Origin of the sequence: Pseudoalteromonas sp. CO325X, from assembly GCF_004208955.1 — a bacterium.
Taxonomy (GTDB): Bacteria; Pseudomonadota; Gammaproteobacteria; order Enterobacterales; family Alteromonadaceae; genus Pseudoalteromonas; species Pseudoalteromonas ruthenica.
Genome location: NZ_SGPG01000009.1, coordinates 89,334 through 110,262 on the forward strand (window position 1 = coordinate 89,334; position 20,929 = coordinate 110,262).

Here is a 20,929-nt window from a genome sequence, read left to right on the forward strand (position 1 = left end):
GGTGTTCTCCTATCGGCGCTGGCGCCACTGCCCTTGCGGCTGTGACTCCTTGCGATTAAAAGGCATAGCAACCGGCGCAAACTCTTTCATTACCCGGCGGTATACGTCGCGTTTAAAGGCCACGACCTGACGCACAGGATACCAATAACTCACCCAACGCCAGTCATCAAACTCAGGGTGGTGAGTTTTAAGTAAATCTACGTCTTCATCTTTGCACTTTAATTTTAGCAAGAACCATTTTTGTTTTTGGCCAATACACACAGGTGTGGAATCTCTGCGGATCAACCGCTTCGGTAACTTATAACGCAACCAATGTCTAGAACTTGCCAGTATCTCTACATCTTCAGGGAGTAAGCCAACCTCCTCGTGTAATTCACGATACATGGTTTGCTCAGGCGTTTCCCCATCGTCTACGCCACCTTGCGGGAATTGCCAAGAGTGCTGTCCGTAACGACGAGCCCAAAAGACTTGGCCTTGGTTATTACAAATTACGATTCCGACATTGGCACGAAAACCTTCGGCATCAATCACCTTAGTGCCTCATTTGTAAGTCGATTTTTATCGATTGTTCCATAATCCCTAAAGCACAGCAAATATTATTCGCACTAAACACCAACTTACTCACAAGTTGTGCATAACTTTTAAAAAACAAGGGTAAAAATAGAACAAATCCACAATTGATGATCATAAAAAGGTGTTTCTCCACAGATTCTGTGGATAAATATGTTTATAGGACTGTATTTTGTGGATTAAAACAACAGCACATTATTAAAGCCCGAGAGGAACACTGGAAAATATCTTTATTTTTCATAATGTTACTTTTTGACTAGGACTTATAAAGCGATGTTATTTTAACCACTGAAAACATGTTCAAAATAACACCAACTAAGGCACTTGCTAGCAATACTTAGCCGAGATAGTAAGGTGACACATTCTCCGCTACGCAAGAGTTTGCTAACATAGCGATTGAAATACTCTAGAGACAAAGACATGAACGCACCGCCACAAACCCTTAGTCAACTGCAACAACGGGTCGATGCTATAGCAGGTAAAACGCTGGGACAATTGGCAGGTGAGCTGGGCTTTAAAACACCGCAAGACTTGCTGCGTGAAAAAGGCTGGGTTGGTCAGCTTATTGAACTTGCGTTAGGAGCCAGTGCTGGCTCACTGCCCGAACCCGACTTTGTGTCATTAGGTGTCGAACTGAAAACTCTGCCCATCTCGCAAAAAGGTTTGCCACTGGAGACGACCTTTGTCAGTGTCGCCCCCTTAACCAATCTACAAGGGCTGACCTTTGAACAAAGCACAGTGTACAAGAAGCTTAATCACGTACTGTGGCTGCCAATACTGGCCGAACGTGATATCGCAGTAATCGACAGAGTCATTGGCAGTGGCTTTTTGTGGCGTCCCAATGAGCAACAGTTTGCACAGCTTAAACGTGATTGGGAGGAGCTCACCGAGCTGATTGCATTGGGGAAAATAGAAACGCTCAACGGCCATTATGGCGACGTATTGCAACTGCGTCCTAAAGCGGCAAACAGCCAAGCGTTAACCGACGCCATTGGCCCACAAGGAAAAACAATTCAAACTCTGCCCCGTGGCTTTTACCTTAAAACCCATTTTACGAGACAGATTCTAGCCAACCATTTCGCCTTATAAACCCGGTCTGTAACGGACTAACTAGCGCCGCTTTGGGTATCAATCATAGCCTTTTATCACTGCCAGCCCTTGTGGATACCAATGCAAGTGTTCGTAGGGCTTTTGCGCTATCGCTGCCAATCGACTACCTAAATCGCCAACATGCGCTTCTAACTTATGACCATCAGGGTCTAGAAAATACAAAGAGCTTCCTTCACTGCTATTTTCCTGCCAAAAACACACATCAGCGGCGGTCAATCGCTGTTGCAATTCACAAAAGCGATTTGGCTCCACCGTTAGAGCAATATGGGAGTAATCTTGCGCTGGTTGGGGTCGGCCAACATTAAGGCATAGCCACAGTTCTTGGTTTTGCAGGTAAGCACCTTGGCGCCAACGCACTAACGGAGTGAAACATAGCAGCTCGGAGTAAAACTGTAAAGAACGCCGCAAATCATGCACCGTCACAGTAAGATGATTGATGCCTAGCAACATCAGTTTTAGTACTTAAGCAACACTTTCGCACAGAGCTCGCTGAAATGCTGGTGCAAATAATGGCGGGCTAAGGTGCTCTCTTTCTCCGCAATAACAATATGCAGTAGCACCATAGCTATCACTGCACTGGCGAGCGCAGCCTCAGTGCCAATCAACACGCCAAGTATCACCGAGGGTAATAGCGCCAAGACAATTAACAACCAGCGTATCGCCCATTTTACCGGGTGCACTGCCCGAAACTCTTTATAGGCCTGTTCCACGACCTGACTACGCTCATCGGTATTAAGCGTGTCTAATTCTGGACATCCGAGAAAATAAAGTACTGTCACCCTGCCCTCCTTGAGCGTTACCAATGCAGATACAGCGACTGTTCCGATTTAGACTCATAGTGACACAACAATGAAAGGTAAACAATATTAACAACAGGTTAATTTAACTATTAAAAACAATTAATAACACTTACTTTACTGGCAACTGAAAAGTAATTCCCTTATAACATGAAGGTGGCCCCAAAAGAGGGCTAACGGACTATTAAGGAGATAATAATGAAATTAGGATTGCTTTTGGCAGGATGTGCAGTGGTGCTATTAAGTGGTTGCGCTGGCCAAGCTAATGAAGGACAAACCGCCAATAATGACGGCCTGATTTGTGAGTTGAAAAGGCCGACTGGCTCGAACATACCCAAGCGTGTCTGTATGACTGCTGAAGAAAAAGCAGCACAAGAAAAAGCAGGTCAAGATTACGTAAAGCGTGAGCTCAATCGCGGTACAACCAACAGCCTTCAATAACCTTCGTATTAGTGGTGCTATTTAACCACAAGCCAAGCTTTTAAGTGCTTGATAATACCAGAAATAAAAAAACCGCAGCTGAGCTGCGGTTTTTTTGTTCAACAAATGGTTATTGACCTTTGATTTCCGAGCGACCTTTATATACCGCTTTATCACCCAGTTGCTGCTCAATACGTAGCAACTGGTTGTACTTAGCGACACGGTCAGAGCGACACAATGAACCCGTCTTAATTTGACCGGCTGCTGTGCCTACTGCCAAATCAGCGATGGTGGCGTCTTCTGTTTCACCACTGCGGTGTGAAATAACCGCTGTGAAGCCCGCATCTTGCGCCATTTTGATCGCATCCAAGGTTTCAGACAGAGAGCCTATTTGGTTAAACTTGATAAGAATCGAGTTACCAATGCTTTCATCAATACCGCGCTTTAAGATTTTCGTGTTTGTTACGAATAAATCATCGCCGACCAATTGCACCTTATCGCCAATTTTGTCAGTCAGAATTTTCCAACCGTCCCAGTCACTCTCATCCAAGCCATCTTCAATAGAGATGATTGGATAGCGCGCCGCCAAGTCAGCCAAGAAGTCAGCAAACCCAGCAGAATCAAACTCTTTACCTTCACCTTTAAGGTCATATTTACCATCGTGGTAAAACTCTGACGCAGCACAATCAAGCGCCAAGGTCACGTCTTTGTTGAGCTCATAACCGGCAGCTTTAACAGCTTCAGCGATCACTTCCAGAGCTTCTTCGTTCGACTTCAGATCAGGGGCGAAACCACCTTCATCACCCACCGCCGTATTTAAGCCGCGAGCACTGAGTACTTTCTTCAAGCTATGGAAAATTTCCGCGCCCATGCGCAGCGCTTCACGGAAGCTAGATGCGCCTACTGGCTGAACCATAAACTCTTGAATATCAACATTGTTATCAGCGTGTTCACCACCGTTAAGAATGTTCATCATTGGCACAGGCATAGAGTAGTTACCTGAGGTGCCATTGATATCAGCGATATGTTCGAATAGCTCTACGCCCTTTTCTTGAGCGGCTGCTTTAGCATTCGCTAAAGACACAGCCAAAATCGCGTTTGCACCTAGTTTTTCTTTGTTTTCAGTGCCATCTAGCTCTAACATCACCGCATCTATAGCGCGTTGTTCAAGGGCATTTTGACCTTTTAATGCGGTGGCAATTTCGTTGTTTACGTAACCGACTGCGGTTAGCACACCTTTGCCTAGGTAACGTGCTTTGTCGCCGTCGCGCAGCTCCAATGCTTCTCGCGTACCGGTTGATGCACCTGATGGAGCACAGGCACGGCCCCATGCACCACTGGCTAGGTGAACCTCAGCTTCGACAGTTGGGTTACCTCGTGAGTCCATCACTTCACGGCCGATCACTTTAACAATTTCTGACATCTTGCTTGATTCCTCTTGTCCCAAGTGTAAAACGAAAAAGCCGTGCATGAGCACGGCTTTATCTGACAATTACGAAGATTGTTTCTGGAAGCTGTTTGCTGCTGCCACGAAACCTTCAAATAGTGGGTGACCATCGCGTGGTGTTGAGGTGAATTCCGGGTGGAATTGCGCCGCAATAAACCATGGATGATCTTCATTTTCGATGATTTCCACCAGCTTTTTATCTTCGGAGAGACCGGTGAATTTCAGACCCGCTTGCTCAAGTTGTTCAACATAATTGTTGTTGACTTCGTAGCGGTGGCGGTGACGCTCAACCACTTGGTCACTGCCGTACACCTCGCGTACTTTTGAACCCTCTTTAAGGTGACATAACTGCGCGCCTAAACGCATAGTGCCGCCTAAATCAGAGTCTGCATCACGCATTTCAACATTACCGTCTTTATCCAGCCACTCGGTGATAAGGCCAACCACCGGATGCGCAGAGCCGGCATCAAATTCAGTTGAGTTCGCCCCTTCTAGGCCAGCAACGTTGCGTGCGTATTCAATCAGTGCGACTTGCATCCCCAAACAAATACCTAGGTAAGGCACCTTGTTTTCACGAGCATACTGCGCTGTGCGAATTTTGCCTTCAATACCTCGGCCGCCAAAGCCACCCGGTACGAGGATAGCGTCTAAGCCGTGCAGTAATTCAACGCCTTTGCTCTCAATATCCTGGGAGTCAACATACTGGATATTAACAGTTAAGCGATTCTTCAAACCGGCATGTTTAAGGGCTTCATTCACCGATTTATAAGCATCAGGAAGCTCAATATACTTACCGACCATACCTATGGTCACTTCCCCAATTGGGTTCGACTCTTGATACAGTACTTGTTCCCACTCAGACAGATCCGCTTCTGGGCAATCTAAGTAAAAACGGCGACAAATAATATTGTCTAAATCTTGCGACTTTAATAACGCCGGAATTTTGTAAATGCTGTCGACGTCTTGCAGTGAGATAACCGCTTTTTCTTCAACATTGGTGAATAGTGCAATTTTAGCGCGCTCGTTGGCCGGCAATTTACACGCCGAACGGCATACCAGCACATCAGGCTGAATACCGATGGAACGAAGCTCTTTCACCGAGTGCTGCGTAGGCTTGGTTTTCACTTCTCCTGCCGGGCCTAAGAAAGGCACTAAAGTTAAGTGCATGAACAGCGCATTTTCACGTCCAAGCTCGGTACCAAGCTGACGGATTGCTTCTAAGAAAGGTTGTGATTCAATATCACCAACCGTGCCGCCGATTTCCACGATGGCCACATCATGCCCTTCAGCACCTTCAATCACACGGCGTTTGATATCATTGGTGATATGTGGAATAACCTGAATGGTGGCGCCTAGGTACTCACCACGGCGCTCACGGCGCAACACATCTTCGTATACGCGTCCTTGAGTGAAGTTGTTGCGGCTGGTCATTTTGGTGCGGATAAAGCGCTCGTAGTGACCTAGGTCAAGGTCTGTTTCAGCCCCGTCTTCGGTAACAAACACTTCACCGTGTTGAATCGGGCTCATAGTGCCCGGGTCAACGTTGATATAAGGATCCAGCTTTAAGATGGTCACCTTTAAGCCACGTGCTTCTAAAATTGCGGCCAAAGACGCTGCGGCAATACCTTTACCCAACGAGGAAACCACCCCGCCCGTAACGAAGATAAATTTTGTACTCATGCGAACCCTAAGATATCAGGAAATGGATTAAATAGAATCAAGACGGGGCGATAGTATAGCAAAGCCACCTTCGCCAATCCAGTTTAAATTGGCCTACGGGTGCGGCCTTACTCTTGTGATTTGACCTTTTGCCACGCTGCTTCCATTTGCGCTAATGAGGCGCCTTCAAGGCTGTGCTGCTGCTCATTGATGTGTACTTCCACTTGGTTGAATCGCTTAGTGAATTTGCGATTGGCTTGGCGCAGTAACTGCTCAGGGTCACGACCAAGATGGCGAGCGACATTAACGGTGGCAAACAGCAAATCACCAATTTCTTCAGCACTGTGGTCGCTGTGTGGGTCAATGTTAATGGCCTCACGCACTTCCTCGACCTCTTCATTCACCTTATCCAAAGCGCCGCTAATGCAGGGCCAATCAAAGCCCACACTGGCGACCCGCTTTTGAATTTTGTGAGCCGCACTGAGCGCTGGAAGATTGCTAGGAATATCGTCTAGAAGCTGCTTTTGCCCTTGCGCTTGGCGCTGCTGATGCTTGCGCTGCTCCCAATTTCCGGGCTCGGCTTCATCGGCAAAAATATGACCATGACGCTGCTTGAGCTTACGATTTAAACCACTGACGATGTCTTCAAAATCAAACAGCTGCTGTTCTTTTCCCAGTTGCGCATAAAAAATCACCTGAAATAACAGGTCGCCAAGCTCAGCTTTAAGGGCAGTGAAATCACCACGCTCTATGGTGTCGGCAACCTCATAGGCTTCCTCAAGAGTGTGCGGCACTATGGTGTGAAAATCTTGCCCCAAATCCCATTCGCAACCCGACTCAGGACAGCGCAGCTTGGCCATAATCGCCAATAGTTCATCAACAGAGCCCATTAGCTAGCTCCAACTCGGTTGGCATCGTACACGCCATCAATTTGCAGTAACTTCGTTAGCAGTCGATTGGTGCTGCTTAGGTCTGAGACCGCGATCTTCATCGAAAATATCGCCAGTTGCTTCTCATCAATAGTATTCACATTCATGCTCATCACATTGACCTTCTCATTGGCGAGCACCGCGCTGATATCGCGAATTAACCCTTGGCGATCGTTGGCCTCGACCTTAATTGACAGAGCAAAGTCTTGGCTGGTTTTTTGCGACCAACTGACCTCCACAATGCGCTCGGGGTGGCGCTCTTGTAGCTGCGCAAATTGCTCACAATCACTGCGATGCACCGCGATGCCTCGACCCTGAGTAATATAGCCACAAATGCTATCGCCTGGCACCGGCTCACAGCAACCTGCCATATGGCTCATCAGCGAGCCAACACCGTCAACCACGATGCCATTTTTATCGCCTTTGTGATTACCTCGGTGCGGCTTAAACTTAATTTGTGGTTCGCTTTCACCTTTGTTTTGCACAAAGTTAAGCAGCTGATTTAGACGCACATCACCGGCACCGATAGCGACCAAGAGGTCATCAAGAGCTGAGAAATTAAAACGCTTAATCGCCGGCTCGAGATCTTTGTAGTGAATGTCGAGCTTTTGCAGCTCGCCATCGAGAATATCCTTACCAGCTTGTAAGTTTTTGTCTCGATCTAGCTGCTTAAACCAGTGGTGGATCTTCGAACGTGCTCGTGAGGAGCGGATATACCCTAAGCTAGGGTTAAGCCAATCACGGCTCGGATTGGGCTCTTTTTGGGTAAGAATTTCGACCTGATCACCAGTTTGTAACTGGTAGGTGAAAGGCACAATCTTGCCAAATACCTTAGCGCCAACACAACGATGACCAACGTTGGAATGAATGTAATAGGCAAAATCCAAGGGGGTTGCCCCATGGGGTAAATCAAAGATATCGCCGCGCGGGGTGAACACGTACACCCGGTCTTCGACCACCTGGTTTTTCAACTCATCCGCTAGGTCGGTGCCATCCACAACTTCTTCTTGCCACTGCAGAATCTTCTGCAACCAATTAATTTTTTGCTCGTAACCCGAGTCCCGACCAGGTAGTGCACCTTCTTTATACATCCAATGTGCCGCCACACCTAGCTCCGCATCCTCATGCATTTGCTGGGTACGGATCTGAATTTCTACGGTTTTTCCTTCCGGCCCGAAGACCACGGTATGAATGGATTGATAGCCGTTCGGTTTGGGTGTGGCAACATAATCGTCAAACTCTTTGGGTAAATGACGCCAACTGGTGTGTACGATACCCAAGGCACCGTAACAATCTTGAATTTCATCGACGATGATGCGCATGGCACGAATGTCGAATAATTGATCAAACTCGTAGTTCTTTTTGCTCATTTTCTTAAAAATACTGAAAATGTGCTTCGGGCGGCCATATACCTGCGCCTGAATTCCCGCTTGGGTAAGCTTGTCTTCTACCTGCTTGACCATATCGCGCATATACGCTTCACGGTCTAAGCGCTTCTCTTCAAGCAATTTAGCAATGCGTTTGTAGGTTTGTGGATGCAAATAGCGAAAAGCTAAATCTTCCAGCTCCCACTTTAACTGACCAATACCAAGACGGTTTGCAAGGGGGGCAAAGATATTTGCGGTTTCTTTGGCAGCAATTACGCGCTCTTCTTCTTCGGCATTTTTCACTTCACGCAAATAGCAAACCTGCTGCGCGAGTTTAATCACCACCGCGCGAACATCTTCCACCATTGCCAACAGCATGCGGCGAATTTTATCCACCTGCACTTGGCCGCTGCCAGCATGAGCCAAAGTGCTGATAGTCGCCATTTGCTCCACCCCTTTGAGTAACAGACCCACGTCTTTGTTGAAGGTGTTGCGAGTGTCTTCAATATCTATACAACCAGCAAGGAAATAGGGCGTTAGGTAGGCCGTCGCCAATGAATTGGCGTCCAGGTTTAACTGCGCCAAAATTTCTACCATCTCTAAGGCAAGACGGTCATGCTCGGCGCACTGGCGCTCACCACAATAGTTGGCGGCCGCTTTCACTAACGCATGTTTGTCATCGCTCAGAGCTAGTTGATTTAGCGCCGTATCAAAGCTCTCTATCTGTGCTGTACGGTGTGATTGTCTGGTTGCCACCATGGCCGCAACTACCCCCGTTCGAATAAGGCCATTGTTTCGATATGCCCGGTATGCGGAAACATATTCATTATCCCAAGCTTAGTTAGCTGGTGTCCGCTGGCGAGTATAATTTTACTGTCTCTGGCCAGAGTAACGGGATCGCACGACACGTACAAGATACGTTTAAACTGATTGCACGGTAATTGCGCAAGCACCGCTTCAGCACCAGTGCGAGATGGATCGAGGATCAACACATCAAGCTCACTTGAAAACCACTGTGCTTGCGCTAATGGCTGCGTAAGGTCACTGCAATGAAAATCACAGTTATCAATGCCATTATGCTGGGCATTCGCGCGCGCATGGGAGACAGCCGATTCAACTCCTTCGACACCCGTAACATGCTGTGCTTGCATAGCCGCTAACAACGAGAAATTACCCACCCCGCAAAACAAATCCAATACCCGCTCATGCGCCGCTAAATTAAGCCATGACATGGCTTGCGTAAGCATTTTGTCGTTGACCTCGGCATTTACTTGAATGAAATTTTGCAAACCAAAGCCAAGGCGGAGCTGACTACTTTCCAGCTCATAGTAAGTGCTAGGCAAGCTCTGCTGCGCTTCACTTTGCCAAACAAGTTGCCAGTTGTGTTGTTGCGCCTGCGCGTTTATATCTTCGCGCAGTGCTTGCGCTATTGTTTTAGTGTGGCGTACAACAATAAAATTATGTTCTTTGGCACTCACCAACTGTAAATGGGTAATACAGCGCAAAGCACGATACGCACCAATAACATCACGAAAGAAGTCAAAGACCCCCATAAACCCTGCATCAAGCACCGGGCAAGCAACAATATTAGTGATCTGTTTTGACCCCTGCTGGCGAAAACCAACTTTGATGGTCTCTTGCTTATTATCACAATATACGCTTACCCGGGCACTACGACGATAATGCCAAGGTGAGCTATCAATGGGACTCTGCCATGGCAATGAACCAAGCCCAGTGAACTTATGAAATAACGCCGCTAACGCTTTTTGTTTTTCAGCCAACTGTGCACTTGCCTCGAGGTGCTGCAAGTTACAACCACCACAGTGCTGGTAGTGTTGGCACTTTGGCTCCACTCGTTCAGCACTGGGGCTTAATACTTTCACACAGCGTGCTTCAGCGTAATTCTTTTTATCGCTGAGTATTTCTGCTTTGACTTGCTCCGATCCGAGCGCCCCGGCAACAAAGATCACTTTACCTTTATCTTTGGCGACACCGCGACCATGGTGGTCGAGCCCGGATATCGACAAGGTACGAAAGCGCTGACTGACTGATTTTTTTGTGGGCTTAAAGAACTTCGCCATTGACTACCCTAATTAACATTGCGAAAGGCCTGTGAAAGCTATAACCTAAACCTATCACAGACAAAAAATATGGTTGATTATGAACCGATTAGGCCTGCGGGACTCGGTATTGATCCTGACCTTGGTGCCTACTGTGGTGATTGGTCTGTTACTTGGCGGTTATTTTACTATAAATCGCTACCTTGAGCTGGATGAATTTCTTATCGAGCAAGGTAATACGATCATCGAGCCCTTAAGTATAGCGCTGGAAAACCCATTGGCGAACAACGACCAAGGCGCACTTGAGCGCATCGCCAGGCATATTCATAACAAACACTCACCTCTTATTAAGTCCGTTGCTATTTTCGATAGCAACGATGAACTGGTGTTGGCCAGCAACTTACACCGTGAGTTTGCGCGTTTAACCCAAGTACCGACGCTTGATAATAAAACCAGTAGCAAAACCACCCGAGAAGGTGATTTCCTGGTTATCTACCATGGCATACTTGACCCCAATGCGCCGAGTCATCAGCCTTTTAAAACTAATGGCATTGTCATGGTGCAATTCAACCGCCAAGTTGCGGTAGTCGAGCAGCAAAAGGCGGTGCTGATCAGTGCTGCGGTCATTCTGCTAGCCATTGGCTTTGCCGTGGTGATATCGATTCGTTTGAGCCGTATGATCACTCAGCCACTGTCGCGTTTAGTTCAAGCAACCCAAGAAGTCGCTCATGGGAAAGAGGCCGACAATATTCAAAAGCCAATGCAGGGCGAGCTCGAACAGCTACGCCAAGGGTTACTGCATATTAACCAGCATATGGCCGAAGAAAAGGATGAGATGCAGCGTCATATTGACCAAGCCACTGCTGATTATCAAGAAACCCTCGAGCAGTATGAGATGCAAAACATCCAGCTCAATATCGCCAAGCGTGATGCATTGGCTGCCAACCAAGTTAAATCAGACTTCTTAGCGAAAATGAGTCATGAACTGCGTACCCCACTGAACGGAGTCATCGGGTTTGCCCGCCAGCTTTATAAAACGCCACTGAATAAAAACCAAAAAGATTACCTCGATACCATTGAGCTCTCAGCGAATAGCCTGTTGACTATCATCAGTGACATTCTCGATTTTTCCAAGCTTGAAGCTGGCGCCATGGAACTGGAAAGCATTCAATTCCAAATCCGTGATGCCGTTAATGAAGTGCTCACCTTATTAGCCCCCGGCGCTCATGAGAAGAATCTGGAATTGTCTATTCACGTAAACCCAAACGTGCCCGATCACCTTGTTGGCGACCCCACACGCTTTCGGCAAATACTGACTAACTTAGTCAGTAATGCTATTAAATTTACCGAACACGGCGAAGTCAATATTGATATTAGTAGCCGGTTGTTGAACGACGAACGTGTCTCATTGTTAATATCCGTTAAGGATACGGGTGTGGGCATCGCCATGGACAAGCAAGACACTTTGTTTACGCCCTTTGGCCAGGCCGACTCTTCCATTACCCGAAAATTTGGCGGCACAGGCCTCGGCCTTATCATTACCAAACATTTAGTCGAGGCTATGGGCGGTCGCATCACCCTGAACTCGGCTCCCGGCAAGGGCACCTGTTTTACCTTCAACGCCGTGTTCAAAGTACCTGAACACCACTTTGAACTTGACCTGCCTTGTGCCTCGTTGGTCAATAAGCGGGTGCTGTATTTCGAGCAGAACGAACACAGTTATATGGCAACTAGCAGTATTTTGGCAGCTTGGGGCGTGCATTTAGCCGGGTGCCGCACCATAGAAGAGCTCGAGCAGGCTGCCAGTAACGCATTCAACTACGATATCTGCGTGCTTGGCGACCCCGGCGGCGCAGAGTCCATGGCCAGAATGAAGCAGCTCATTGCCATTGCTCGCCAATGCAGTGACTACCTCTACCTGTTACTCAACACAGTGTCGCATAATATGCGTGAGGCACTCGTTGGCAGTGGTGCCGATGGGTGTCTTAGTAAGCCAATTAACCATCGCAAATTTTGCGAAATGTTGGCCGCGCCATTTCGCTTGGATCACCCAACTATTCATACTCACGACCATCATACGACCCGTTTGCCACTCAAAGCCTTGGTGGTCGATGACAATGATGCCAACCTAAAACTGATCTGTGCCTTACTCGAAGAACAAGTGGAGAGTCTAGATACCGCTCATAACGGCGCGCAAGCGGTCGAAGTATGTAAAAGCCATCGTTACGACTTAATTTTTATGGACATTCAAATGCCGATTATGGATGGCATTACCGCGTGTAAACTAATCTTAGAGTCATCTCTGAATGAAGACACCCCGATTATTGCGGTCACTGCCCATGCCTTAGATGGTGAAAAGGAGCAGTTAAAACATGTCGGCTTTGCCAGTTACCTTACTAAGCCGTTAGATGAGGATATGCTCAGCGATGCTCTATTGCATTATGCCCCCAATGACAAGCTTGCTCGTGAGCGCGTCAGTGCTAAACCGCCACTAAGCGAGCCCCCCTTTATCAGCGACAGTTTAAATTGGGAGCTGGCATTGCAACGTGCCGGTGGCAAGGAAGATTTGGCCCAAGAGATGCTAAATATGTTGCTATTAAGTATTCCTGAAACACTGAACCTTATCGAAGAGGCGATGGCAAAAGGTGACCATGAACGTTTACTGTCGATAATCCATAAGTTTCATGGTGCTTGTTGCTATACCGGTGTGCCTAAGCTGAAAAAACTCGCCGAGCTGATTGAAACCGCAATGAAAGAAAAAGCCAGCATTAATGATATTGAGCCCGAGCTGTTAGAGCTACAAGACGAGTTAAGCAATTTGATGGCTGACGCCGGTTTAGAGAAAAGCAGCTCATCTTAACTGTGCTGATACGTGAAGGCAGTGCATTAAGCATTGCCTTGCACTTGTCGCCAGTGCTTTATCCTTGGTACTAATGCCTGCCAATGATGGTGCAGATAGCGACGATAACAAAGCGAATACAGATACAGTAACGCCCGCCTTAGCGGTGTGCGTGCGCTAAGTACATGCGCTTTGACTGCGCTGATAAGCCACTGCTCATCAAAACCACTCCAGTGCCCAGCAGGTGATAATAAGTTTCGCCACAGCACTGGGGCAACTTCATAATGTAAAATAAAGGCAAGTTCATTGAGGCTGTAAGGTGAGTGCGCACAGCACCGGGCGATAGCATCATAGTGATCACTCACTGCAGTATCTAAAAACAATTCCGACAGCGCCAGCCAAACAGGTGCCCTGTTATCGAGATCGGTTGAGACGCTGCGCATGTTATGTTTACTTCAGCAACTGCAAAGCACCCATACCACCGAACAGGGCAGCACCAGTGCTTAGGGTCTAATTACGCCCGCGCTTCTAACATCAAGCGCTTCATGTCACGAACCGCTTTTTCCATGCCATCAATAGCCGCACGAGCAATAACAGCGTGACCAATATTAAGCTCATAGATTTCTTCGATCGCGGCAATTGGCTTCACATTATGATAGTGCAAGCCATGTCCTGCATTGACGATGAGCCCTTGATTATGAGCATAACGCACACCTTCACGAATAATTTCTAGTTCCTTCGCTTGTTGCTGGTCATTCTCGGCATCGGCATAGGCTCCGGTGTGAATTTCAATATAGGGTGCCGCCGCTTTCACACTGGCATCAATTTGCGCTTTATCGGCATCAATAAATAGACTGACTTTGATACCTGCAGCTGTGAGTCGTTTAACTGCGTCGGCAACTTTATCGAATTGACCGACCACATCAAGCCCCCCTTCGGTGGTGAGCTCCTCACGCTTTTCTGGTACTAGGCATACAAACGCGGGTTGTACCTCAAGGGCAATGGCCAGCATCTGTTCAGTCACCGCCATTTCTAAGTTCATGCGGGTTTGAATGGTGTCTTTCATCACATACACATCGCGGTCTTGGATATGACGACGGTCTTCGCGCAGGTGGATAGTAATACCATCAGCGCCCGCATGCTCAGCGATTGCTGCGCCATGGGCAGGATCAGGGTAACGAGTGCCACGCGCCTGGCGCAAGGTGGCGATATGATCAACGTTAATGCCTAATAGAATTTCTTTCATTGCTGCCTTACCTTGATTTAAATAATTCTCTGCTTTTCAATGGCTTATTGCCTAGCAAGGGTTTAAGTAGAAAGCGACAAAAATGCTTCGCCGCCTGTTGAATTTCAGGATCTGTAAACTCACGCGCAGCCATTGCAAGCACTTGCTTACCGCTAAAACCATAGCCATATTTAGGCTGTTGTTGCATCACCCACCCTTGCTCTGGATAGTAGTCATAATGACAATCAGCGCTGATTTCTTTACCGATATTATCGTATTCAAAATCAACACCATAACCCAAGCTTTCCAATAAAGTGAGTTCGTAATGGCGTAAGCTCGCTGCCATGTGGTTAGTGGCCGCTAGGGCCTTGAGCTGCGCTTGATAAAGGTCGTACACCTGCTCCAGCGGCTCGTTCAAAGGTACGATACGCACGGCCAACTCGTTCATGTAAAAACCACAATATAGTTTGTCACCAATTAAAGCGGGCTGTGAGCCTGATAGTTCGAAATGCTGCAAATACTTAAGATCGCCGCCGCCTTGATAGCGTATGAGCAAAGGTTGGAAAGGCTGTAACTGAGCCTTATGTTTTACGGCGTGTTTACCACTGAGACGCACGATCATGCGCATCATACCACGGTGTTGTACTAAAAAATCAGCGAGCCACTGCGAGTCACTAATGGCTCGACGATGAAGTAAAAAGGCACGGTCAAAACCGGCTTCCATCGGCGTTTAATCTTCGCCATAACCTAAGCTGCGCAGTGCTCTCTCGTCATCTGCCCAACCTGATTTGACCTTCACCCAAAGCTCTAAAAACACTTTATTATCGAGCATATGCTCAAGGTCTTTACGTGCTTCTCGGCCGATAGTTTTTAACTTTTCACCTTTGTTACCGATCACCATACGTTTTTGCGTTTCACGCTCAACAAGGATCAGTGCATTAATATGCCATACACCATTGTCTTGCCACTTAAACTGTTCAATCTCTACAGTAACCGAGTAAGGCAGCTCATCACCCATAAAGCGCATCAGCTTTTCACGCACTACTTCAGCCGCTAAAAACCGCATTGAGCGATCGGTAATATAATCTTCTGGAAAGTAGAACTCACTTTCTGGCAAGCGAGCACGTACCTCTTTTTTGATCAAATCAAGATTGCGGTTGTGTTTTGCCGATACTGGAATAATGCCAGCAAAATCGCCTTTCTCACTGAGCCACTTAATGTGCGGCAAAATCAAGTTGTTGTCTTTAACTTGATCGGTCTTATTGATCACGACCAACACCGGGGTTTTGCCGCCACTGACTTTGCTGAGTACCATTTCATCATCATCAGTCCAATGCGTCCCCTCAACAACAAAAATCACCAATTCAACATCACCAATAGAGCTTGATGCTGCGCGGTTCATTAGCCGGTTAATGGCACGTTTTTCCTCTACGTGTAAGCCTGGCGTGTCAACGTAAACAGTTTGGTAATTATCTTCGGTGTGGATACCCATAATGCGATGGCGCGTGGTCTGTGGCTTACGCGAGGTAATACTGACTTTTTGCTCAACAATTTTATTAAGCAAGGTCGATTTTCCTACATTGGGGCGGCCAACAATGGCGACCATACCGCAATGGGTATTTGTTTGCATATCAGCTGTCATTCTTTAACATCTTTAAGGCTTTTTCCGCCGCTTTTTGCTCTGCTTTACGGCGTGAACTGCCTACAGAAATAATGCTGTCCATGCCTTCGACAATACATTCAACCGTGAATGTTTGATTGTGCGCTTGACCTTTCGTATCAATCACAGTGTAGCCCGGCAAGGGAAGTTTGCGCGCCTGTAAAAACTCTTGTAGTAGAGTTTTTGGATCTTTTTGATTCATTCCAGGGGAAATTGACTCAAGGCGAGTGGCATACCAGCTTAGTACTAGGTCACGGCAGGTATCGATATCGGAGTCTAAGAACACCGCACCGATGATCGCTTCTACCGCATCAGCTAATGTAGACTCACGGCGATAACCGCCACTTTTTAGCTCACCGGGGCCCAAGCGCAGGTAATCACCCAATTCAAATTCAACGCCAAATTCGGCAAGTGTTTGCCCACGAACCAAGGTCGAGCGCATACGGCTTAAATCGCCCTCTCGCGCTTTAGGAAACTTGTGGTACAACGCATCGGCAATAACGAAGCTGAGGATAGAGTCACCTAAGAACTCCAAGCGCTCGTTATGCTGGCCTTTATGGCTGCGGTGTGTAAGGGCTTGCTCTAGTAAGTTTTGCTCACTAAAGGTATAACCAATTTTTTTATAAAGTTCTGCTACGTTTTTCTTCATTGTTACTGAATATTACCTAGGCGTTCGAATCGTACGCCGGTTGGAACCCAACTTGGAAGCGCGCTATCTGGTTCATGTTCAAATTCAAAACTCATCCAAATAAACACGGCCTTACCGACAAGGTTAGCCTCAGGTACAAACCCCCAAGCGCGTCCATCTTTGCTACTATCACGGTTGTCACCCATCATAAAATAGTGGCCTTCGGGAACGATCCATTCATCAATTTTTGATCCCTGCTGGCGATAATAATTGCTCTTAAATTCAGGCAACGTTGGGTTAATCAGAATGTCATGCTCAACTTCCCCCAAACTCTCTTGCAACCGCACCAAGGAGTCACCTCGATGCGAGAAAAACTCATCCTTATTGATGATCTCTAGCGCAATTTTATTATATTCGCCACATTGCAATGCACCTTGAGTACGCTCACCCTCGGCGCAGTTTGGCTTGATATACAGCTGCTTATTGCGATACACAATGGCATCACCAGGCAGCCCAATGACACGTTTAATAAAATCTAGTTTTGGATCAACTGGGTACTTAAATACCGCAATATCACCGCGCTCCGGCTTGCCAGTCTCAATAAGCTCACTGCGCCAGACCGGGTCTTTAACGCCGTAGGAGTATTTCTGTACAAGGATAAAGTCCCCCACCAAAAGGGTCGGCATCATTGACCCCGATGGAATTTGGAAGGGTTCAAAAATGAAAGAGCGAAACAGCGTTATGATAGCGATCATCGGGAAAATCGACTTAGCATGCTCGGTAAGCACAGGCTCAGGCGCGATTTCTTGCTTCAACTCTTCATCAAGTTCTTTACCCGCCGCCCCTTCAGCTAGGGCTATACGCTCTTTACGTTTAGGTGCATATACAAGATGGTCAACCAACCAAATTAACCCAGAGCCAAGGGTTAATAACACCAAAAATATGGAGAAATATCCGGCCATCAGAGGCATTTCCTTTTGTTATTATTTGCCAACTTTCAAAATTGCTAAAAAGGCGTCTTGAGGCACTTCCACGTTACCAAGCTGCTTCATACGCTTTTTACCTTCTTTTTGCTTCTGCAAGAGCTTTTTCTTACGGCTTACGTCGCCACCATAACATTTAGCGATTACATTTTTACGCAATTGCTTAACTGTTGAGCGGGCAATAACGTGATTGCCAATAGCCGCTTGAATTGCGATATCAAACATCTGCCTTGGGATAAGTTCGCGCAGTGCTTCTGCGAGCTCACGGCCTCGCCCTTGAGCATTATCGCGGTGACAAATCATCGCTAGGGCATCAACACGGTCGCCGTTAATAAGAATATCAACCCGCACCATGTCTGAGGTACGGAATTCTTTAAAGTTATAATCCAGAGAGGCAAAACCACGGCTGGTCGACTTCAGCTTATCGAAGAAATCCATCACCACTTCAGCCATCGGCAGTTCGTATGTGATAGCCACTTGGTTACCATGATAATTCATACGCGTTTGCACGCCGCGCTTATCAACACACAAAGTAATAACGCTGCCTAAGTATTCTTGTGGCACAAGAATATTGGCCTCAACAATAGGCTCGCGAATTTCAAGAATATCGTTTACAGCAGGCAACTGCGATGGATTATCAATCTGAATCGTGCCGTCTTTGGTCTCAACCTCATAGATTACCGTAGGCGCGGTTGTAATGAGGTCAATATCATATTCACGCTCTAAGCGTTCTTGGATGATTTCCATGTGCAACATGCCCAAGAAGCCACAACGGAAACCAAAACCTAATGCGGTTGAGTTCTCCGGTTCGAAGAACAGCGATGCATCATTGAGACTGAGCTTATCAAGAGCATCACGAAATGCCTCGTATTGATCCGAAGAGATCGGGAACATGCCTGCATATACCTGTGGCTTAACGCGCTGGAAGCCAGGTAAACGTTCTTGTGCTGAGTTTTTCGCCAAGGTAATCGTATCACCGACTGGCGCACCATGGATTTCTTTAATACCAGCGATTACAAAGCCTACTTCGCCCGTTTTCAGTGTGCCAGTATTAGTTTGTTTAGGGGTAAAGATACCCACCTTGTCAGCAATATGAACTTGCTCGTTCGACATGATTTTAATCTTGTCGCCCGTTTTCAGCTCGCCTTGAACAATGCGCACCAAAGACACAACGCCTTGATAAGGGTCAAACCACGAGTCGACAATCAGTGCTTTAAGAGGCCCGTCGGTGTCGCCCTGCGGTGGCGGGATATCGCGAACGATACGCTCTAGCACATCGTCGATACCAATTCCTGTTTTTGCACTGCACTGCACGGCATCAGTGGCATCAATCCCGACAATGTCCTCTATTTCTTCGGCAACACGCAGTGGATCTGCTTGTGGTAGGTCTATTTTATTAAGAATAGGCACCACTTCTAAGTCCATTTCAATGGCAGTGTAACAGTTGGCTAAGGTTTGTGCTTCTACACCCTGGCCAGCATCAACAACAAGCAACGCGCCTTCACAGGCCGCAAGAGAACGCGATACTTCATAGGAGAAGTCAACGTGCCCTGGGGTGTCGATAAAATTAAGCTGATAAGTTTCACCGTCTTTGGCGGTGTAATTCAAGGTTACACTTTGCGCTTTGATGGTAATACCACGCTCACGCTCGAGGTCCATTGAATCCAGAACTTGCTGCTGCATTTCGCGGTCGGTTAACCCGCCACATACTTGGATCAAACGATCGGAAAGGGTCGATTTACCATGGTCGATATGGGCGATAATCGAAAAGTTACGGATATGCTTCATAAATTGGATTCTGACTTCTTAAACTTGAGCTCGTGTAAATAAAGGCCCGATTTTACCTTTAATTGACGCTAATCACCAACTCTTTGCGAAATAGGTAGGCTCAAAGGGTAAATTTTTAATACTTTTACATCATGAACAACCTGCGCAAGGCGTTGTTTTGCCATGACAAAGCCAACGAAACCGGCCACCACAGCAGTGCCAATTTGCGCCAGTTCGCTTAAGCCTAAAACACTTTGCACAAGCACGGCGCTCACCAATGCCGCCAACAATGGCCAGATATAAACAACAAACGAACTGCTGACAATGTGGGAGTCATCCAAGGCTAACTTCACTTTTTGCCCCACAACGACAGGTTCAGAAAATTGATACGGGAAGGTTTTTTTGTCGGTTTTGAATAACTTGGCAAAGATTTGCGCGCCACATTTACCGTTGCACCCTGCACAAGCTGGCTTTTGTTCGCTTTTCAAAAAGGCGGTATCCCCTTTCACTGATACCACCGTTAGGGTTTGCTCAATCATAATCTACAGAGGACGCTGGACGGATTCGGCAATGTTTTTCGCGGTTGCCGTCGGGATATTTCCTATCACCGAAACATCGTAAGCTCCGGCATTATGAATATACACGGTAGTTGCTCCCGAGGTCAGTGCACCGCTGGGACGCTGACTAGCTAGAGGCCGCTGCACAAACACCGAGACATCAACTAAGCCGTCAGAATAAAGGTAGTAATCGGCCAGCTCGTTATTCATGTTCAGTTTATGGCGGTCGGCTTTAAGCAGTTCAAATCCTTGCGGCAGCCACCCGATACTCCAGCTGCTTTCACCGCTTTGCCCATTTAGTTTCGGCAGCGGCGTGGGAAATTCACGTTGACTGATTTCCACCAGCTCCGGAGCGGGTTGCTCGGTCACACTGATATGGCTTAACTGTAACTGCTCTAGCAACTCACCACTGTGATTCACATAAGCGGATTTGAGCAATAACGAGGTTTCAGTATCCAGCCATAACCAGTAATTGTACTTATCTTGGTCTTTCGCTTCGATGCGAATTTGCTGTGCCGGTCGCCCAGCGATACGTCCTTTATTTCCAAGCACAAAGCGGTAGTTGCTTTGCAACTTATCAATATCGCTAAATAAGACTTCGGGAATAGGCCCAGCGATGGTATTAGTAGCGATTGAATATGGCTGATTTTGCGGCTCGTAATAGGTGACCTGATCATCAACTCGCACCATTTCCAAGCCGGCACCATTTAACAGCGTAAGAAGCTCTAACTCCTGCTCTTGATAAATACCATGGCTCCAACGATAAGGCTCCATGGCACGGTCTTTGACGACCACGAAAGAAGCAACAAAGTTGCGCTGCTTAACGGCCGTAGCCATGTTATCCAACCACTGTTTAGCGGTCATCTCGGACATGGCCAACGCAGGAGTCAGCCACAGACTAAAAAGCGCAA

At 47.2% G+C, this 20,929-nt stretch carries 20 protein-coding genes; 3 read left to right on the plus strand and 17 right to left on the minus strand.

Annotation, left to right across the window (positions count from 1 at the left end; translation table 11 throughout):
* Positions 1-9: 9 nt before the first annotated feature.
* Positions 10-531: an RNA pyrophosphohydrolase gene (rppH, locus tag EXT46_RS03125; RefSeq protein WP_022944084.1), complete on the minus strand. Its 522-nt coding sequence runs from the start codon at positions 529-531 to the stop codon at positions 10-12.
* 459 nt (positions 532-990) lie between these two features.
* Between rppH and mutH the strand changes: the two genes are divergently transcribed.
* Positions 991-1,659 (plus strand): DNA mismatch repair endonuclease MutH, encoded by a 669-nt coding sequence (mutH, locus tag EXT46_RS03130; RefSeq protein WP_053910737.1) that lies wholly within the window; start codon positions 991-993, stop codon positions 1,657-1,659.
* A gap of 39 nt (positions 1,660-1,698) precedes the next feature.
* Here the strand turns inward: mutH and EXT46_RS03135 are convergent, their stop codons facing one another.
* Both EXT46_RS03135 and EXT46_RS03140 read right to left on the minus strand, forming a co-directional pair.
* A complete protein-coding gene (locus EXT46_RS03135; protein ID WP_130145160.1) occupies positions 1,699-2,130 on the minus strand; it encodes a fosfomycin resistance glutathione transferase in 432 nt (143 codons plus the stop codon).
* Between the two features lie 5 nt (positions 2,131-2,135).
* A complete protein-coding gene (locus EXT46_RS03140) occupies positions 2,136-2,459 on the minus strand; it encodes a hypothetical protein (protein ID WP_022944087.1) in 324 nt (107 codons plus the stop codon).
* Positions 2,460-2,675: 216 nt separating this feature from the next.
* Between EXT46_RS03140 and EXT46_RS03145 the strand changes: the two genes are divergently transcribed.
* The gene (locus tag EXT46_RS03145; RefSeq protein WP_022944088.1) at positions 2,676-2,918 is read left to right on the plus strand and encodes a hypothetical protein; all 243 of its coding nucleotides are present in this window, start codon (positions 2,676-2,678) and stop codon (positions 2,916-2,918) included.
* A 109-nt stretch (positions 2,919-3,027) separates the two neighbouring features.
* Here the strand turns inward: EXT46_RS03145 and eno are convergent, their stop codons facing one another.
* From eno to rlmD, 5 genes are all read right to left on the minus strand, one after another.
* On the minus strand, positions 3,028-4,320 hold the full coding sequence (eno, locus tag EXT46_RS03150; protein WP_045978620.1) for a phosphopyruvate hydratase: 1,293 nt from the start codon (positions 4,318-4,320) through the stop codon (positions 3,028-3,030).
* 69 nt (positions 4,321-4,389) lie between these two features.
* Positions 4,390-6,024: a CTP synthase gene (locus EXT46_RS03155; RefSeq protein WP_022944090.1), complete on the minus strand. Its 1,635-nt coding sequence runs from the start codon at positions 6,022-6,024 to the stop codon at positions 4,390-4,392.
* Between the two features lie 107 nt (positions 6,025-6,131).
* On the minus strand, positions 6,132-6,893 hold the full coding sequence (gene mazG, locus EXT46_RS03160; RefSeq protein ID WP_130145162.1) for a nucleoside triphosphate pyrophosphohydrolase: 762 nt from the start codon (positions 6,891-6,893) through the stop codon (positions 6,132-6,134).
* On the minus strand, positions 6,893-9,058 hold the full coding sequence (gene relA / locus EXT46_RS03165) for a GTP diphosphokinase (protein WP_130145164.1): 2,166 nt from the start codon (positions 9,056-9,058) through the stop codon (positions 6,893-6,895). Before relA ends, mazG begins: the two co-directional genes overlap by 1 nt.
* An 8-nt stretch (positions 9,059-9,066) precedes the next feature.
* On the minus strand, positions 9,067-10,380 hold the full coding sequence (gene rlmD / locus EXT46_RS03170) for a 23S rRNA (uracil(1939)-C(5))-methyltransferase RlmD (protein ID WP_130145166.1): 1,314 nt from the start codon (positions 10,378-10,380) through the stop codon (positions 9,067-9,069).
* Between the two features lie 79 nt (positions 10,381-10,459).
* Here rlmD and barA point away from each other — a divergent pair, with 79 nt between their 5' ends.
* Positions 10,460-13,219 (plus strand): two-component sensor histidine kinase BarA, encoded by a 2,760-nt coding sequence (barA, locus tag EXT46_RS03175; protein ID WP_130145168.1) that lies wholly within the window; start codon positions 10,460-10,462, stop codon positions 13,217-13,219.
* A 26-nt stretch (positions 13,220-13,245) separates the two neighbouring features.
* Here the strand turns inward: barA and EXT46_RS03180 are convergent, their stop codons facing one another.
* From EXT46_RS03180 to EXT46_RS03220, 9 genes are all read right to left on the minus strand, one after another.
* Positions 13,246-13,641, minus strand: coding sequence for a hypothetical protein (locus EXT46_RS03180; RefSeq protein ID WP_130145170.1), 396 nt, complete (start codon positions 13,639-13,641; stop codon positions 13,246-13,248).
* Positions 13,642-13,712: 71 nt separating this feature from the next.
* Entirely contained in the window at positions 13,713-14,444 is a 732-nt protein-coding gene (gene pdxJ, locus EXT46_RS03185) for a pyridoxine 5'-phosphate synthase (RefSeq protein ID WP_130145172.1), read from the minus strand.
* Positions 14,445-14,451: 7 nt separating this feature from the next.
* Positions 14,452-15,147, minus strand: coding sequence for a DNA repair protein RecO (gene recO / locus EXT46_RS03190; RefSeq protein WP_130145174.1), 696 nt, complete (start codon positions 15,145-15,147; stop codon positions 14,452-14,454).
* Between the two features lie 6 nt (positions 15,148-15,153).
* Complete coding sequence (gene era, locus EXT46_RS03195) at positions 15,154-16,053, minus strand: GTPase Era (RefSeq protein ID WP_026110994.1); 900 nt, start codon at positions 16,051-16,053, stop codon at positions 15,154-15,156.
* A gap of 1 nt (position 16,054) precedes the next feature.
* Positions 16,055-16,732, minus strand: coding sequence for a ribonuclease III (rnc, locus tag EXT46_RS03200; RefSeq protein WP_022944099.1), 678 nt, complete (start codon positions 16,730-16,732; stop codon positions 16,055-16,057).
* 2 nt (positions 16,733-16,734) lie between these two features.
* Positions 16,735-17,673, minus strand: a complete 939-nt coding sequence (lepB, locus tag EXT46_RS03205) for a signal peptidase I (RefSeq protein WP_130145176.1) — start codon at positions 17,671-17,673, stop codon at positions 16,735-16,737.
* A 21-nt stretch (positions 17,674-17,694) separates the two neighbouring features.
* The gene (gene lepA, locus EXT46_RS03210; RefSeq protein WP_022944101.1) at positions 17,695-19,482 is read right to left on the minus strand and encodes a translation elongation factor 4; all 1,788 of its coding nucleotides are present in this window, start codon (positions 19,480-19,482) and stop codon (positions 17,695-17,697) included.
* A 68-nt stretch (positions 19,483-19,550) separates the two neighbouring features.
* A complete protein-coding gene (locus tag EXT46_RS03215) occupies positions 19,551-20,000 on the minus strand; it encodes a SoxR reducing system RseC family protein (protein ID WP_130145178.1) in 450 nt (149 codons plus the stop codon).
* Between the two features lie 3 nt (positions 20,001-20,003).
* Entirely contained in the window at positions 20,004-20,891 is an 888-nt protein-coding gene (locus tag EXT46_RS03220) for a MucB/RseB C-terminal domain-containing protein (RefSeq protein ID WP_240701076.1), read from the minus strand.
* Between the last annotated feature and the right edge of the window lie 38 nt (positions 20,892-20,929).